The organism is Pantoea cypripedii (genome assembly GCF_002095535.1).
Taxonomy (GTDB): domain Bacteria; phylum Pseudomonadota; class Gammaproteobacteria; order Enterobacterales; family Enterobacteriaceae; genus Pantoea; species Pantoea cypripedii.
Genome location: NZ_MLJI01000002.1, coordinates 920,683 through 936,517 on the forward strand (window position 1 = coordinate 920,683; position 15,835 = coordinate 936,517).

Consider the following 15,835-nt stretch of genomic DNA (forward strand, 5'->3'; position numbering starts at 1 on the left):
TGTTATCCTTTTACGCATACGATCTGGCGCAGCGTGTGAACGATCTCCACCAGTGAGGATTGCGCTGCCATGACGGCATCAATGTCTTTGTAGGCCATGGGTATTTCGTCGATTACGTCACGATCTTTGCGACACTCTACGTGGGCGGTGGCGCGTATTTGGTCATCAATGGTGAACCGATTTTTGGCGGCGGTTCGGCTCATGATGCGGCCTGCACCGTGGCTGCAAGAGCAGAAGCTCTCTTCATTTCCCAGGCCGCGCACGATAAAACTTTTGGCTCCCATCGAACCGGGAATAATCCCCATTTGTCCCTTTTGCGCGGAAACCGCACCCTTACGTGTGATCAGCACCTGCTCGTTAAAATGCTGCTCCTGCTGCACATAGTTATGATGGCAATTCACTGCCTCCTGATGGGTGGCAAAGGGTTTGGTTATACAGACAGACAAAGCGGCCAGTACACGATTCATCATGACCTCACGGTTATGATGCGCATAATCCTGAGCCCAACCTACCGCTTCCAGATAATCCTCATAATGACGGCTTCCTTCGCTGAACCAGGCGAGATTGCGATCAGGAAGATTGGCAATGTGCTGCTGCATGTCTTTCTGCGCCAGCGTAATAAACAGGGTGCCAATAGCATTACCCACCCCGCGCGAACCGCTGTGCAGCATTACCCATACCCGGTCGGCCTGATCAAGGCAGATCTCAATAAAATGGTTCCCTGTGCCGAGTGTACCCAGATGCTGGTGGTTATTCGTTTTCAGCAGTTGAGGATATCGGTCGGTCAGATGCTTAAACCGGGTTGCCAGTTGTGCCCAATGTGCGTCAACGTCCGCGGGCGTATCATGCCAGGCACCTTTATCTCGCTTACCGCGGGTGCTGGTGCGGCCATGGGGCACGGCTTGTTCGATGGCGCTGCGCAGACCCAGCAGGTTGTCGGGCAAATCGGCGGCAACCAGTGAAGTTCGCACGGCAATCATGCCGCAACCAATGTCTACCCCTACTGCCGCAGGAATGATGGCACCACGCGTCGGTATGACACTGCCAATTGTTGAACCTTTTCCCAGATGTACATCGGGCATGACAGCCATATGTTTAAAGATAAATGGCAGGCTAGCAGTGTTGAGCAGCTGCTGTCTGGCTTCAGGTTCTACCGGCACGCCCTGCGTCCACATTTTTATCGGCGCACCTGAGGCAGAACTGAGTACTTCATATTGAGGTTTCATGTATTTCCGTCACTGATTGATTTCGTTTCCATACTTATAGCGAATCGCGTGCCAATAATTATATTTTGCAGTAATTGTAAATAACATTATGATTTTAATCATATTTATTGTTTTTCATTCGATTTGCCACGTAAGGTGAGGAGAGGTATTCTTATCTTATTGGATAAGAATTTATCGTACAGGATAGGTAATGAAAAAACGTGTCGTTATTGGCATGCTGGGAACTCAGCTCGACAGGCGCGGTAAGCGGCAACATCGGTGGACCAAATGGCGTCCAAGTGTCGCGTTGTGCCAGCATGAAGAGTTACCCATTGACCGTTTCGAGTTGTTGTACCAACCACGTGATATCAGCCTGGCAGAACGCCTGATCGAGGACATTGGCGAAATCTCGCCGCAGACCAGGGTGGTGCCACATGCGGTTAGCCTCATAGATCCCTGGGATTTCGAAGAGGTTTACGGCGCATTTCTCGATTTCGCAAGCCGTTATCTCTTCGATACCGAGCATGAAGAGTATCTGGTGCACATCACCACGGGTACCCATGTGGCGCAGATTTGCTGGTTTCTGCTGACTGAGGCACGTTATCTGCCTGCCAGCCTGTTGCAGACCGGTCCGGGTCAAAAAGGAGAAGTGGCACCGGAGGGGGTGTACTCGGTCATTGACCTGGACTTGAGCCGCTACGCCACGTTAACCAGCCGCTTTCAGTATGAACAGCAGAGTTCGGTATCATTCCTCAAGTCAGGTATCGAGACTCGTAATCCCACGTTTAACGCCCTCATTGAGCAAATTGAACGCGTGGCGCAGCGATCCAGTGCGCCGATGCTGTTAACGGGACCAACAGGCGCGGGGAAATCGTTTCTGGCAGAGCGTATTTTTCAATTGCGCCAATCACGCCATCAGGTCAAAGGAAAATTTGTCGCTGTGAACTGCGCCACGTTGCGTGGTGATAACGCCATGTCAACGCTGTTTGGGCATATCAAAGGGGCGTTCACGGGGGCATTGGCTGCACGCACGGGTCTGTTGCGTGAAGCTGATGGCGGCATCCTGTTTCTGGATGAAATCGCGGAGCTGGGCCTTGACGAACAAGCCATGCTGTTGCGCGCGATTGAAGAGAAACACTTCTTCCCGTTTGGTTCAGATCGTGAAGTTAGCAGTGATTTTCAACTGATTGCAGGCACGCATCGCGATATGCATCAGTGGGTCAGGGAAGGACGTTTCAGGGAGGATTTATATGCTCGTATAAATATGTGGAGCTACAGGTTGCCGGGACTTGCTGAGCGTCGTGAAGACATTGAGCCTAATGTTGATTACGAATTACAGCGCTTTATGCGCAACCAGCGCAGTCAGGTGCGCTTCGATAGAGATGCGCGCACTCACTACCTTCGTTTTGCGAATTCAGGGGGAGCCACCTGGCGAGGCAATTTTCGTGAACTCAGTGCCAGCGTAGCGCGTATGGCCACACTGGCGGAAAACGGACGCATTACATTGGCACTGGTGGATGAAGAGATCGCCCGTTTACAGGCAAACTGGCATACAGAAGATCAACAGTCTGTGACATTGCCCATTGAGTATGACATCGATCTGTTTGATCAAAAGCAATTAGAAACGGTCATTGAAGTTTGCCAGCGCTCTGCCTCGCTGTCAGAAGCTGGACGCAGGCTCTTTGCCATCTCCAGACAGCAAAAAAAGCAGCCAAACGATGCGGATCGGTTGCGTAAATACCTTATGCGTTTTGATTTAAGCTGGGAGGATGTGCACAAACAAAAGGGTTGATTCGCCTGCCGGAAGATCTCACCCGGGGGCTGCAGGATAATTGTCTGACGCTGCGCAGCAGAAAGCAGGAGCTGGTGAGACAGGAGTGGTGGGGAGTCCTTCTGGCGTTCAACCTGGTGCGGTACCAGATGATATAGATGGCGGGAACGCTGAAAGGCGTCTGGCCAAATCAACTGAGCTTCAGCCAATCGACAGATCCCGGCCATTGCTGACTATCGCTCTGGCCCTGTTATGGAGCATCCTCATCCCTAAAATAGTGCGCTGGATCTCACTATTTTCTGCGATCCTTTCCCTGATCGATACCCGTCAGTCTGTCCAGACATCATTGAAAATATCACACAACATTCTGATAAATAATCAATAAACATATTCCTGACCTTAATGTCGCAAAATGGCACTCTTTATGCATTAACAAAATCATAATGGCATTATGAAAATGTACTTTGTTTTAAGTGAGTGTGGATTAAGCAGGCCTGGACTTTTGTCTGGCGTCATTTCGCTTCTATGAGGATCTCCCTGTGGCTAAATATGCAATCAGCTGTACCTGGCAAAGAAAAACCCTCAGCGCCGTTGTGCTGGCCAGCGCCGTGCTCGGACTGTCTGGATTCAGTGGCACCGCATCTGCTAACGAACTGGCGGACATCAAAGCACACGGCGAGATGGTGTGTGGCACGCTCTCCACCACCGAGCCGATGGGGTTTACCGATGCCAAAACCCGTAAAGTTGTCGGATTTGATGTTGATGTCTGCCAGGCACTGGCCGATCAACTCGGCGTGAAGATGGTGCAAAAAACCCTGTCAGTAGAAGCCCGTATTCCTGAATTGCAGATTGGCCGGGTTGATATTCTTTCTGCTGCGCTGGGCTACACCGCTGAAAGGGCAAAGCAGATTGATTTCACGTCTTCACATTTCCAGGTACCCCTGAAAGTGCTGGTTCCGGTCAGCGATGGCGATAAATCCCTGGCGGATTTGGACGACAAACGTGTCGGCATGACTTCCGGGTCCACTTCTGAATATTGGTTGCGCAAATCTTTCCCGAAAATCGGCGTCGTCACCTATCACGATTCCCCGTCGGCTTTTCTGGCGCTGCAACAGCGGAAAATCAGCGGTCAGGCATTCGCACAAACCTCCGGCATTCGCTATTTGCAGGCCGGTAAAGGGAAATATGCCTTTATTGATCAGCCGATTGGCTGGGAACCCAACGCGCTGGGCGTCAGAAAAGGCGAACCTGAATTTCTGGCGGCGGTTAACAGCGCACTGGAAAAAATGGAGCAGGAAGGCAAACTGGATGCCATCTGGAATAAATGGCTGGGTAAAGGCACCGTCTATAATATGCCACGGGAACATAAATTAGAACCGATCGAACAAATCAAACTCAGTACCGAATAAATCGCCGAAAAATAGATGATGATAATGCCGCATCTGATTCCGGTGCGGTAATCATTACGCCTGTTTTGCAAGAAACGAATATCAACCTCTATACGCAGTTATCTCATTATGATGATTATTAATTATTACGGATCTCCCTGCGTTAAGGAGCTGAGTTGCAATGGTAAGTTTTGATCCTATGTCATTACTGCATGGTGCCTATTTGCAGTGGCTGATAACAGGTCTGGAAACAACATTAAGCCTTTTTGCTTTATGTCTGATCTCCAGTTTTATTTTGGCATTATTTCTGACCGCGATGCGTATTTCCGGGGTTGCCCCGTTGCGGTGGTTTGTTGCTATTTATGTTGAATATCATCGTAATGTCCCGGTACTGGTTCAGTTGCTGCTGTGGTATTTCGGACTGTCGGCGGTGTTACCCGATATATTGTCTCAGTGGGTCAATGAGCACGGCAGTGAATTCTTCTTTGCCTATGTGGCACTGACGCTGAATACCGCGGCATTTATGTCTGAAGATCTGCGCAGTGGCTTGCGCTCCATTGCCAGTGGCCAGATGGAAGCCTGCCGGGCGCTGGGGCTCACCTTTGCTCAGGCGATGCGGGATGTGATTTTACCGCAATCGATTCGTGTCTCTGTTCCGCCACTCATTAATCAGTCGCTGGCATTGTACAAGGCCACCAGCCTGGCAATGGCCATCAGCGTTGCAGAGCTGACCTACGCGGCCAAGCAGATTGAAAATGAAACCTTCAGGACCTTTGAAGCCTTCGCCATTGTCTCGGTGATTTATTTGCTGGGTTCGCTGCTGATCGTTGGCGTCGGCTTTGCTTACGATCGTTTCATTTACCACGCCGGGAGCCGCTAAGATGAACGATATGCTTTCAATCGTGGAGAACTATCGCGACCTGATTCTGGTGGGCGGTTATCCTGACGGCCCGCTGGGCGGATTAGCCCTGACATTGCTGATTGCGGCGGCGGGTTTAATCTGCGCATTCCCGCTGGCGATATTGATCGGCATTGCCCGCACCAGCAAACATAAAATCATCTATGTGCCGGTAACATTATTTTCCAGCGTGATTCGCGGCCTGCCGGTATTGATGCTGGTGTTCTGGTCTTATTTTGCGGTGCCGTTAATTTCCGGCCATGCTATCTCGGGCGTGAAGACGCTGACGGTGGCGTTGATTATTTATGAAATGGCATTTTTAGGCGAAGTGGTCAGGGCCGGTATTAATGCGATCCCAAAGGGACAAACTGAAGCTGCCCGTACCCTGGGGATCAGTTACACCCGAACGATGTTTGAGATTATTTTGCCGCAGGCATTATTTAATATGATTCCCAGTATTCTGAATCAGTTTATCAACCTGATAAAAAATACCTCGCTGGGTTATGTCATTGGTGTTGCCGAATTAACCTACTCCGCTTATCAAATCAATACGCTGGAGTTAACCAAGCCGCTACAGGTATTTGGCGTGCTGGCAATTATCTATTTCATTATCTGTTTTTCGTTGACGCAGCTGGTTGGAAAACTTGAAAGCGTTTTAAAGAAAAAACACTAAGTTAACGGGCAGGAGAGGGCAGATGCTAAGAATTGAAAACGTTGAGAAGTGGTATGGACCCAATAAAGTCCTCAACAACGTCAACGAGGTGGTGGAAAAAGGAGAAGTGGTGGTGGTTTGCGGTCCATCCGGGTCTGGCAAATCAACCCTGATCCGCACCATCAACCGGCTGGAAGAGATTCAGCAAGGACGGATTCTGGTTAACGGCGTAGACAGCCGCGCACAAAACACCGACCTCAACCAGTTTCGCAGCAATATCGGTTTCGTTTTCCAGCAGTTCAACCTGTTTGCCAACCTCACCGTGTTGCAGAACGTCACGCTGGCGCAGCGCCGGGTGCGTAAGAGTAACAAACGGGAAGCCGACGCTGTTTCCATGGCCTTGCTGGAGAAGGTCGGTCTCTCGGCGAAACTGCATGCCTATCCCCACCAGCTTTCGGGTGGACAGCAACAGCGTGTCGCCATTGCCCGCGCCCTGGCGATGAAACCTCCGGTCATGCTGTTCGACGAGCCGACCAGTGCGCTCGACCCGGAAATGGTCGGCGAAGTCCTGCAGGTCATGAAGCAACTCGGCAAGGAAGGTATGACCATGGTGTGTGTCACCCACGAAATGGGGTTTGCCCGGGAAGTGGCTGACCGGGTGATCTTCATGGATCGCGGAGAAATCCTTGAACGAGCTAAGCCAGAAGACTTTTTCCATCATCCCCAACATCCGCGCGCGCAAAAATTTGTCGCCGATATTCGCCACTGACAGGACCAATAAGCATGACCATTTTATCCAATACCCTCTCCCGGATTAAACCTTCCGCCAGCAATGCTGCCAGCCAGCTGGCACGAGATATGAAAGCGCAGGGCAAGGATGTTATCGCCCTAAGTTCCGGTGAGCCGGACTTTGATACCCCGGAACACATCAAGCAGGCGGCATTGCAGGCGATGACGCAGGGCGAAACGAAATATCCGCCCATCGCCGGTATTCCTGCGCTGCGCGAGGCGATCGTGGCCAAATTCAAACGCGACAATCAGCTGGAATACACCGTTAAACAAATCATCGTCTCCAATGGTGCCAAGCAGATTATCTCCAATGCGCTGATGGCGACCCTGAACGCAGGTGACGAGGTGATTATTCCCGCCCCGTACTGGGTGTCTTACCCGGAAATGGTCGCGCTGGCGGGCGGCACGCCGGTCACCGTCGCGGTCAGTGAAGCGCAGGGATTCAAGCTTTCAGCAGAAGCGCTGGAGCAGGCGATCACGCCGAAAACCAAGTGGCTGTTATTCAACTCACCTTCCAACCCAACGGGCGCGGTGTATTCCCGTGAAGAACTGCGGGCGCTGTCCGATGTGCTGCTGCGCCATCCGCATGTCTGGGTGATGTGTGACGATATCTACGAACAACTGATTTATGACGACAACCAGTTTTACACCTTCCCGCAGGTTGAACCCGCGCTGATGGAACGTTCACTGGTGATCAACGGCGTATCGAAAGCCTATGCCATGACCGGATGGCGCGTCGGTTACGGTGCCGGTCCGGCCACGCTGATCAAAGCGATGGAAACCATTCAGGGGCAAATCACCTCCGGTGTCTCTTCTATTTCCCAATGGGCTGCTGTTGCGGCACTGAATGGTCCACAGGATTTCCTGGCGGAGTGGCGTGCCAGCTTCGTTAAGCGCCGCAATTATGTGGTTGAGGCACTGAATGCAGCGCCGGGCCTGACGTGCCAGGTGCCTGCGGGGGCGTTTTATGTCTATCCCTCCTGTGCCGGTGTGCTGAATAAAACCACGCCAGCCGGACGCGTTATCCGCAGCGATAAAGACTTCACCGAAGCCCTGCTGGAAAGCGAAGGTGTGGCACTGGTGCATGGCGACGCGTTCGGCCTGGCACCGAATTTCCGTCTCTCCTACGCCGCGTCTATGGCGCAGTTACAGGAAGCCTGCACGCGTATCCAGCGTTTCTGCCGCAGCCTGCACTAAGCCACTGCCCGGGCTTCCACCCGGGCCACATTGCAACCTGAACATTTTTTTGGCCGATTCACGATGCTGACCACGACTTTTCCTGTGTTTAAAGAACCGATGACCCGCAGGTATTTAATGGGGCAGGCCGCATCAATCCTCGGTTTATGGACGCAAAACGTCACACTGAATTTACTGTTATGGCAGATGAGTCATTCACCCTGGCTGCTCGGGGTGCTGAACTTCCTGTTGTATTGCCCGTCTCTGGTGGTTCCGTTGCTGTTTGGCAGCCGTCTGACGCCAGCACGGGTGAAAACCATCATGATGCGCATCCTGTGCTTCTCGATGACCCTCACCACGCTGCTGCTCGCCAGCGTGATCTTTGGTTTTATCACCCCGGTCTTTGTGCTGGGGGTGGCGGCGGTCGCCGGGTGCATCTCCTCGATGGAGCTGCCAACCCGACAACTGCTGCTGACCAGCAGCCTGCACGACAAATCCCTGATGTATAACGCCGTTGCCATGAACACCATGGTGTTCAACATCGGGCGGATGTTTGGCCCAGCGCTGGCCGCCTATAGCTTTAACCATGTGGGTGCCGTCGGCGGATTCGTCATCTCCCTGTGCGGGCTGACGACCATGTTCTGCGCAGTGCGTACCATTCAGGTGGTGGACACCGAACACAGTCAACGCCGCGGCGGGGGGATGCGCAACGCGCTGCGCTTCGTCACCCAGGACAGCTTTGCTCTGCGCTTTTTACCGATGCTGGCCTTCGTCGGGATCTTCGCCGGTTCTTATCAGTCGCTGATCCCGGTACTGGCGGCGCAGAGTTTCCATGATACCGCACGCTACACCGGCTGGTTTTTCAGTAGCGCGGGCGTCGGTTCGCTCTGCTCGGCGGTGTTTATCTCCAGCCGGGTGTCACATCAGCAGCTGCTGCAATGGTTGCAGGTTGCGCCCTGGAGCGGGGTTTTGGCGCTGGGCGGCATTGCCTTGTCCCATCAGCCGCTGCTGACCTGCCTGTGCTTTCTGCTGCTGGGATTATCCCTGACGTTTTTCTCCACCATGATCAATTCCACCCTGCAACACCGCAGCCCTCCGGAGCTGCGCGGCGGGGTGGTTGGCCTGTACAGCATGTCATTTCAGGGCACCATGCCTATCGGAAATCTGCTGGTCGGCATGCTGGCCTCGGTGGGCAATATCACCCTGACTTTTATGGTGATGGCGGCAGCACTGGCCGCCTTACTTGCCGGGCAGTGGGGGATTTTGAAGTGGAAATAACAGCTTCCTATAACGATGCAATGAAAGAACAAAAGATGAAAAAAACAATATTGATGGCGCGCACGCTGCCGGACGCGTTGGTTAAGCAGTTACGTGAACATTATCACCTCGTTGGCCCCTTAACCCGTCTGGATGGCAGCGATTTGCCGGAAGGAGCGGAGTCAGCCGAGGTTTTGCTGACCATGAGCAGCATTAAAACTGAGAAGGCGCTGATCGATGCATTGCCAAAGTTGCAGTTGGTGAGCTGCTACGGCTCCGGGGTGGAGTTTGTTGATTGTGAGTACCTGAAACAGCGCGGCATTGCGCTGACCAATGCCGCCGGAACCAATGCCAGCAGCGTGGCGGAGTTCGCCATGGGGCTGATTTTAGCTGGATCGCGGCATATTTTAGCGGGTGACCGTTTTCTGCGTAGCGGTTTGTGGCAAGGCAACAGCGTCGAACGTTATCATCTCGTGCCGGGATTACAGGATTGCCGACTGGGTATCTACGGGCTGGGGGAGATTGGCGGCCGCATCGCCCGTCTGGGGGAGGCATTCAATATGTCCATTGGCTATCACAGCCGCAGTCGCAAGTCGGTGCCTTATCAGTATCTGACGAGCCTGGAAACCCTGGCTGACTGGGCTGATATTCTGGTGGTTGCCACCCGCGGCAGTGAAGAAAACTATCACGCCATCAACGACAATATTCTTCAGCGATTGGGTCCGCACGGGTATGTGATCAACATTGCGCGTGGAATGCTGGTGGATGAAACCGCGCTATGTAATGCGCTGGACAACGGCCAGCTGGCGGGGGCTGCCCTGGATGTTTATGAATCAGAACCTGCCGTTTCTGCCCGCTTACGCGCCATGCAAAACGTGATTCTGACGCCGCATATCGCTGCCAATACCCATTATGCCCAGGCCGCTCAGCAGAAACGTATGCTGGACAATGTTGAATTGTATTTCTCAGGCAGTGAGCTGATTGGCAGGGTATGTTAATGCTAGTACATTACTTTTCATTGAATAACGGCTTTTGTTTACCTGACAGGAAATTATGGCAAGGCAGAAAACTACCGATATCGATCGTTCCGTCAAAGCGGTTAAGCGTACCCTGGCCATCTTAGATGCCTTTGTTGATCACCCTGGCGGCATGACGCTGGGAGAACTGGAAGAAGCGACAGGTTTGTTTAAAAGCGTCATCATGCGTTACATGCTGTCGCTGGAGGCGGAGCGCTATGTCTCCAAGCGGGTTGATGGTTGCTATGAACTGGGTTCCCGCGCCTATCAATTAGGTTGTACTTACGAGCGAACTTTCAACCTGCGCGAACACGTCATGCCGGTGCTGAATAAACTGACGGAAGTGACAGTGGAAAGCAGCTCCTTCTTTGTGCGTGAAGGCGATTTTCGTCTGTGTCTGTATCGGAAAGATTCGCCGCAACATATCCGCTCCAGCGTTCCTGTCGGCACCTTGTTGCCGATGGACGATACCTCCGCAGCGACCGCCTTACGCCATTTTGAGCAGGGGATACCGGAAGGCTGGTCTTACGCGCAGGGGGTGTTCACCTCTACCGGCGCGGGGAGTAACCTGCCGACCAGCCTGACTGCCTCGATGTCGGTTCCCATTTTTAAGCACGATAACCAACTGGCGGGCGCATTGGGTATTTCCGGCCCGATCATTCGCTTTGATCCGGCTAATTCCGACAGCCAGCAGTTGTTAATTGAAGAAGCCAGAAAACTGTCCTATGCGCTCGGGGCAACCATCTATGAATAAGGGAATGCCTATTTCACGCACCACCTTGCACAGTGAAATAGCCGATGCCATCCGGGAGATGATCGTCAGCGGTGAGCTGGAGCCGGGCGACAGAATACCGGAGAAAGATCTTTGTGAACGGTTTGGCATTTCCCGCACCCCGTTGCGGGAGGCGCTCAAGGTACTGGCAACTGAGGGGATGCTGGTCCTGCTACCGCAACGCGGTGCACGCGTGGCGATGCTGACCGATGAAGAACTGTACGAGCTGTTTCCCATCATCGCCAGCCTGGAAGGACTGGCCTGTGAATTGGCCTGCGAGAAAATCACCGATGACGAGCTTCTCGCTATCGAACAGCTGCATGCCGCGATGCTGCACAGCTACCAGCAGCAGGACAAACTGGAATACGCCCGGCTGAATCGGGAAATCCATCTTGCGTTGTTCGCTGCTGCCCGTAATCAATCCCTCCTGACGCTTTACCGCAACCTGGAACAGCGCATCCGTAACATTCGCCATACCGTGCGCCAGTTGCCTGATGACTGGCGGCTGGCGATGCAGGAACATGAGGAGATCATGATCTGCCTGCGCGCCCGCGAGTCCGCCCGTCTGGCGCAAACCATGCGCCAGCACGTAATGAGTACCGCCAACGCGGTACGCAACGCGATGAACGCCAGCCGACCCGCAGCTGACTGACGATTGACGGCGGGGCTCCCTCGCCGTCATCCCCTGATTGCTTTCTTTTTCTACTGACGCAGCGGCATTTTGCTGCCTTTCTGCAATATGAATTCATTATACATTATTAATTTTCGTTGACGGGATCCTCGCCAACGCATCATTCTGGCCTTCAGCGCTGTCGTCCTCTGTTCCTGCTGCCCGGTGGGAACAGCCGAATTTTCATTTGATTGCAGTATTTGGCTTACCACGGAGAGATCATGAAACGATATCTGCCCCTGTTAACCGTTATCACCCTGGGATTGTCTGCTTTGCCGGTTGCCGGTGAAGAACTCAACGGAACATTGAAGAAAATTGCCGACAGCGGACAGATTTCTGTCGGGCATCGTGATGGCGCTGTGCCTTTTTCCTATTACGACGACAACCAGAAGCCGATCGGTTACGCGATGGATATTTGTGGGGCGGTAGTGGACGCGGTGAAAACCCGGCTCAACAAGCCTGACCTCAAGGTTGATACCATGGCGGTGACCGGTGCGACGCGCATCCCGTTGCTGGCCAATGGCACCATCGACATGGAATGTGGCACCACCACCAACAACGCTGAACGACAAAAACAGGTAACGTTCTCCACGACTTACTTCGTCGCCGCAGTGCGCATCATGTCGAAAAAATCCGCGCCGGTGGCGGACATGGCTGATCTGAAAGGCAAAACGGTCGTCACGCTGTCGGGCACTACCAGCGTGAAGATCATCAACGAGGCGAATAATGCCCAACATCTGGGGATGCGCATCCTGATGGCGAAAGATCTGGGAGAAGGGATGCTGACGCTGGAAACCGGTCGCGCTGCTGCCTTTATCTTTGACGATGTCTCTCTGGCAGGGGCTCGCGCCACCGCCAAATCGCCTGATGACTACCAGATTTCCGATCAGCCTTTATCCGTCGAACCTTATGGCATCATGCTGCGCCGCGACGATCCGCAGTTCAAAGCGCTGGTGAATTCCGCCATCGAGGGGCTGTATAAAAGCGGGGCGATCAACGCCATCTATGCCAAATGGTTTACCCAGCCGATCGCGCCAATGAACGTCAACATGAACTTCCCGATGTCGGCGCAGTTGACGAAAGCCATCGCTAATCCGACCGACGATCCGAATCCAGAGTTATATCGCTAAGCCACGAGACGCGGGCAGGATAAAGACATGAACTACCACTGGAACTGGGCTGCCTTTTTCGATGTGTCGCTGGACGGAGCCCATACTTACTGGGAAACGCTGGTGATGGGGCTGGGGTGGACGGCGGCCACGGCGATTGGCGCTTTCGCCATTGCTTTGCTGCTTGGTTCGCTGGCTGGCGTGCTGCGCAACGTACCGTCACCCTGGCTGAACCGGGGCGGCAGTGCCTTCGTTGAAGTGTTCCGTAACATTCCGCTGCTGATGCAGATGTTTCTGTGGTACTTCGTGTTGCCGGAAGCCTTGCCAAAGCAGGCCGGGGATTGGCTGAAACAACTGCCTGACGCCCAGTTCTATACTGCGGTGCTGTGCCTCGGCTGTTATCACGGGGCGCGCATGGCGGAAGTGTTGCGTGCCGGGCTGGAGAGTCTGTCCAAAGGCCAGCGTATGGCCGGGCAGGCGCTGGGACTGACGCTGCCCCAGACCTATCTCTATGTCCTGCTGCCGGTGGCATATCGTATCGTGACACCGGCCATTACCTCCGAATTCCTCAGCTGTACCAAAAACACCTCGGTGGCGCTGGCGATTGGCTTGATTGAGCTGACCGGCAGCGCCCGTGCCATGCAGGAAAACACCTTTCAGGTATTCGAGGCGTTTAGTGTCGCCACCTTGCTGTATCTGCTGCTCAATATGACCATCGTCTTCACCATGCGCGGCATAGAAAAGCGGGCTGCGCTGCCGGGTTACGGAAAAAAAGGATAGGTTATGCTGTCGGGATTTGACGTTCAAAGCATCATCAGCGCGCTGCCGTATCTGATTTTGACCGGTATGCGCTTTACCCTCAGCCTGACCCTCTGTGCCACGGTGATCGGTATCGTATTTGGCACCGGTCTGGCGATTATGCGTCTGTGCCGCTATCCGCTGTTGGCGATGATCGCAACAGGATACGTCAACCTGATGCGTTCGCTGCCGCTGGTGCTGGTGATTTTCTGGTTCTACTTCCTGGTGCCTTATCTGCTGCAATGGCTGACAGGCTCCTCGTTTCCGGTGCGGGTGGACCCGTTCTGGTCATCGGTGGTGACTTTCACCTTATTCGAGGCCTGCTATTTCTGCGAGATCGTCCGCTCCGGGATCCAGTCGCTGCCGCGCGGACAGAGCAATGCGGCGCTGGCGCTGGGTCTCACTCCGGCACAATCCCTGTTTTATGTGGTACTGCCGCAGGCGATGCGCAATATGCTTCCGCTGTTCCTGACACAAACCATCATCCTGTTTCAGGACACCTCGCTGGTTTACGTGCTGTCGATCACCGACTTTCTCGGTGCTGCCGCGAAAGTGGCACAGCGTGATGGCCGCCTGCTGGAGATGTATCTGTTTGCGGCGGCGGTGTATTTCCTGATTTCTTACGGCGCTTCGCGCGGCGTGCGCTATCTGCAAAAGCGCATCTCGATTGTGCGCTAGCACGACATTTCACTCTGACGGATGTTCTGATGACTGTACCCGACACCCATGATTTCACCTTATCCGCTAACGATCCTGATGCGTTGTTACGCGCAGCAGCGGCGCGGACTGAGGTGCTGCAACATGACCGTATTGTGCTCTACGCTGGAGCCAACCTGCCCAGTCCGGCTGCGATGGCCGCTTATGCGCCAGGACTCAGCGCTTATCCGGCGATGGGTCCGGCCTTTGACAAAGAGCAACCGGATACCGGGCTGGTTTCGGCGCTGGAAGTCGCGCTAACCCATGAAATTAATGGGTTGCTTGGATCAACCTGGGCTGAGACGCGCCTGCCCAATTGCACCACCGCCAATCTGGCGGTATTCCACACTTTCACCAAGCCTGGCGATTTATTACTGGCACCAGCGGCGACGCACGGTGGTCATCTGAGTCAGCGCCGTGACGGTACCCCGGCGCTGGCTGGTCTGCGTGTGGCGGATCTGCCGTTCGACGTGAACAACTGTTGCCTCGATGCGGCAGCGGCGGCAGACCAGGTACGGCTGCTACGACCAACGATGGTGATGTTGGGGCGTTCGGTGATGATCAAACCCGATGACGTGGAGCCGGTGGTTGCTGCGGCCCGTGAGGTGGGTGCGGTGACGGTGTTCGATGCATCTCATGTGATGGGCCTGATTATTGGCGGTGTTTTCCCCAACCCACTGGCGCTGGGCGTCGATATACTGACCAGTTCCACCTATAAAACGCTGCCGGGCCGCCCGCATAGCATCATTGCCGGGCGCGATGCCGGGCAAGGGAAACAGTTAGCGCAACTTATCGGCCAGCGATTTATCGCCAATGCCGACGCCGGATGCCTGCCGTCCCTGCTGGTCACCCTGCGGGAGGCGCGTGAAGAGGGGGCGCGTTATGCGCAGCAAATTTGCCGCAATACGCTGGCGATGGCCGGGGCGCTGGCTGGGCTGGGAGTGACGGTAACGGCGGCAACTGTGGGACAAATCGCCACCCATCAATTACTGGTGCCGATGAGCGATGATTTACCGGCGAATGCGGTCATCGACAGGCTGGCTTGTCAAGGTGTGCTGGTCGGCACTTGCAATGATCCTCAGGCACTTGGCAAGTTTGCCCTGCGCGTGGGCACTCAGTTTATGACCCGCCAGGGATGTGATGAACAGGCGTTTGCGGCATTCGCTGCCCGGCTGGCGGGGCTATTAACGTGCGGGCCGGATGGAAGGATGGTTTGTTTATAAAAGCGAAAAAGGCCGCCCCGCGGGGCGACCTCTTCCGGCACTTCCTTTTGCGACCATCCGTTATTTGTACAGTTCAGCAGTCATATGCACACGGTTATTGGTGTTGGCTTCAGTGATTTTGTACTGATCACCATGCTGTGCGGCCTGAGCGGCTACCTGAGCTTCGGCACCGTCCAGAGTATCGGCGGTAACAGAAATGCTCTGAGCGAAGCTTGCTGCTGACATCAGAGAAAGAGCGGCGGCTGCGGCGATGGTCATGGCTTTGATAGTTTTCATGGTCTTATTCCTTGGTTTGTATGGTTGAAAGCATGATTGCTTTCGATGTGAATAATGATAACCATGGTGACTATTATCTTATTAACAATAAATGCTGGTATTGTGATCGTGCTAACTATTGCGGTGATAGGGAAAATCA

At 54.0% G+C, this 15,835-nt stretch carries 16 protein-coding genes and 1 pseudogene; 15 read left to right on the forward strand and 2 right to left on the reverse strand.

All coding sequences use genetic code 11. The features are described from left to right. Positions 1-2 precede the first annotated feature (2 nt). On the reverse strand, positions 3-1,226 hold the full coding sequence (locus HA50_RS25490) for an RtcB family protein (protein WP_084879584.1): 1,224 nt from the start codon (positions 1,224-1,226) through the stop codon (positions 3-5). Positions 1,227-1,416: 190 nt separating this feature from the next. Between HA50_RS25490 and rtcR the strand changes: the two genes are divergently transcribed. The 15 genes and pseudogenes from rtcR (at position 1,417) to HA50_RS25565 (ending at position 15,420) form a co-directional block, all read left to right on the forward strand. Next, entirely contained in the window at positions 1,417-2,997 is a 1,581-nt protein-coding gene (gene rtcR / locus HA50_RS25495; protein WP_084879585.1) for an RNA repair transcriptional activator RtcR, read from the forward strand. Positions 2,998-3,035: 38 nt separating this feature from the next. Continuing rightward, a pseudogene (locus HA50_RS31820) lies at positions 3,036-3,131 on the forward strand (hypothetical protein); the annotation flags it as partial. Between the two features lie 384 nt (positions 3,132-3,515). Then, on the forward strand, positions 3,516-4,385 hold the full coding sequence (locus tag HA50_RS25505; RefSeq protein WP_084879587.1) for a transporter substrate-binding domain-containing protein: 870 nt from the start codon (positions 3,516-3,518) through the stop codon (positions 4,383-4,385). A gap of 160 nt (positions 4,386-4,545) precedes the next feature. Then, entirely contained in the window at positions 4,546-5,244 is a 699-nt protein-coding gene (locus HA50_RS25510) for an amino acid ABC transporter permease (RefSeq protein WP_084879588.1), read from the forward strand. Between the two features lies 1 nt (position 5,245). Further along, entirely contained in the window at positions 5,246-5,935 is a 690-nt protein-coding gene (locus HA50_RS25515; protein WP_084879589.1) for an amino acid ABC transporter permease, read from the forward strand. A 22-nt stretch (positions 5,936-5,957) separates the two neighbouring features. Then, positions 5,958-6,683 (forward strand): amino acid ABC transporter ATP-binding protein, encoded by a 726-nt coding sequence (locus HA50_RS25520; protein WP_084879590.1) that lies wholly within the window; start codon positions 5,958-5,960, stop codon positions 6,681-6,683. A 14-nt stretch (positions 6,684-6,697) separates the two neighbouring features. After that, positions 6,698-7,900 (forward strand): pyridoxal phosphate-dependent aminotransferase, encoded by a 1,203-nt coding sequence (locus tag HA50_RS25525; RefSeq protein ID WP_084879591.1) that lies wholly within the window; start codon positions 6,698-6,700, stop codon positions 7,898-7,900. Between the two features lie 63 nt (positions 7,901-7,963). After that, positions 7,964-9,157, forward strand: a complete 1,194-nt coding sequence (locus HA50_RS25530; RefSeq protein WP_084879592.1) for an MFS transporter — start codon at positions 7,964-7,966, stop codon at positions 9,155-9,157. Between the two features lie 35 nt (positions 9,158-9,192). Then, positions 9,193-10,134, forward strand: coding sequence for a 2-hydroxyacid dehydrogenase (locus tag HA50_RS25535; protein WP_244193676.1), 942 nt, complete (start codon positions 9,193-9,195; stop codon positions 10,132-10,134). A 55-nt stretch (positions 10,135-10,189) separates the two neighbouring features. Continuing rightward, on the forward strand, positions 10,190-10,906 hold the full coding sequence (locus HA50_RS25540; RefSeq protein ID WP_084879593.1) for an IclR family transcriptional regulator: 717 nt from the start codon (positions 10,190-10,192) through the stop codon (positions 10,904-10,906). Then, a complete protein-coding gene (locus tag HA50_RS25545) occupies positions 10,899-11,576 on the forward strand; it encodes a GntR family transcriptional regulator (protein ID WP_084879594.1) in 678 nt (225 codons plus the stop codon). Before HA50_RS25540 ends, HA50_RS25545 begins: the two co-directional genes overlap by 8 nt. A gap of 239 nt (positions 11,577-11,815) precedes the next feature. Then, complete coding sequence (locus HA50_RS25550) at positions 11,816-12,724, forward strand: transporter substrate-binding domain-containing protein (protein WP_084879595.1); 909 nt, start codon at positions 11,816-11,818, stop codon at positions 12,722-12,724. 27 nt (positions 12,725-12,751) lie between these two features. Continuing rightward, a complete protein-coding gene (locus HA50_RS25555) occupies positions 12,752-13,483 on the forward strand; it encodes an amino acid ABC transporter permease (protein WP_084879596.1) in 732 nt (243 codons plus the stop codon). A 3-nt stretch (positions 13,484-13,486) separates the two neighbouring features. Beyond that, positions 13,487-14,179 carry an amino acid ABC transporter permease gene (locus HA50_RS25560; RefSeq protein WP_084879597.1) on the forward strand — a complete coding sequence of 231 codons (693 nt, stop codon included), beginning with the start codon at positions 13,487-13,489 and terminating at the stop codon, positions 14,177-14,179. Positions 14,180-14,208: 29 nt separating this feature from the next. After that, entirely contained in the window at positions 14,209-15,420 is a 1,212-nt protein-coding gene (locus HA50_RS25565) for a PLP-dependent aminotransferase family protein (RefSeq protein ID WP_084879598.1), read from the forward strand. Positions 15,421-15,480: 60 nt separating this feature from the next. Here the strand turns inward: HA50_RS25565 and HA50_RS25570 are convergent, their stop codons facing one another. Next, positions 15,481-15,696 carry a YdgH/BhsA/McbA-like domain containing protein gene (locus HA50_RS25570; RefSeq protein ID WP_084872098.1) on the reverse strand — a complete coding sequence of 72 codons (216 nt, stop codon included), beginning with the start codon at positions 15,694-15,696 and terminating at the stop codon, positions 15,481-15,483. Between the last annotated feature and the right edge of the window lie 139 nt (positions 15,697-15,835).

What these genes read in the sequence shown, in the direction of transcription:
- HA50_RS25545 (WP_084879594.1), top strand. Translation starts at nt 10,899, where the DNA reads ATGAATAAGGGAATGCCTATTTCACGCACCACCTTGCACAGTGAAATA.
- HA50_RS25530 (WP_084879592.1), top strand. Translation starts at nt 7,964, where the DNA reads ATGCTGACCACGACTTTTCCTGTGTTTAAAGAACCGATGACCCGCAGG.
- HA50_RS25570 (WP_084872098.1), bottom strand. Translation starts at nt 15,696, where the DNA reads ATGAAAACTATCAAAGCCATGACCATCGCCGCAGCCGCCGCTCTTTCT.
- HA50_RS25525 (WP_084879591.1), top strand. Translation starts at nt 6,698, where the DNA reads ATGACCATTTTATCCAATACCCTCTCCCGGATTAAACCTTCCGCCAGC.
- HA50_RS25555 (WP_084879596.1), top strand. Translation starts at nt 12,752, where the DNA reads ATGAACTACCACTGGAACTGGGCTGCCTTTTTCGATGTGTCGCTGGAC.
- HA50_RS25515 (WP_084879589.1), top strand. Translation starts at nt 5,246, where the DNA reads ATGAACGATATGCTTTCAATCGTGGAGAACTATCGCGACCTGATTCTG.
- HA50_RS25565 (WP_084879598.1), top strand. Translation starts at nt 14,209, where the DNA reads ATGACTGTACCCGACACCCATGATTTCACCTTATCCGCTAACGATCCT.
- HA50_RS25540 (WP_084879593.1), top strand. Translation starts at nt 10,190, where the DNA reads ATGGCAAGGCAGAAAACTACCGATATCGATCGTTCCGTCAAAGCGGTT.
- HA50_RS25560 (WP_084879597.1), top strand. Translation starts at nt 13,487, where the DNA reads ATGCTGTCGGGATTTGACGTTCAAAGCATCATCAGCGCGCTGCCGTAT.
- HA50_RS25520 (WP_084879590.1), top strand. Translation starts at nt 5,958, where the DNA reads ATGCTAAGAATTGAAAACGTTGAGAAGTGGTATGGACCCAATAAAGTC.
- HA50_RS25550 (WP_084879595.1), top strand. Translation starts at nt 11,816, where the DNA reads ATGAAACGATATCTGCCCCTGTTAACCGTTATCACCCTGGGATTGTCT.
- HA50_RS25490 (WP_084879584.1), bottom strand. Translation starts at nt 1,226, where the DNA reads ATGAAACCTCAATATGAAGTACTCAGTTCTGCCTCAGGTGCGCCGATA.
- rtcR (WP_084879585.1), top strand. Translation starts at nt 1,417, where the DNA reads ATGAAAAAACGTGTCGTTATTGGCATGCTGGGAACTCAGCTCGACAGG.
- HA50_RS25535 (WP_244193676.1), top strand. Translation starts at nt 9,193, where the DNA reads ATGAAAAAAACAATATTGATGGCGCGCACGCTGCCGGACGCGTTGGTT.
- HA50_RS25510 (WP_084879588.1), top strand. Translation starts at nt 4,546, where the DNA reads ATGGTAAGTTTTGATCCTATGTCATTACTGCATGGTGCCTATTTGCAG.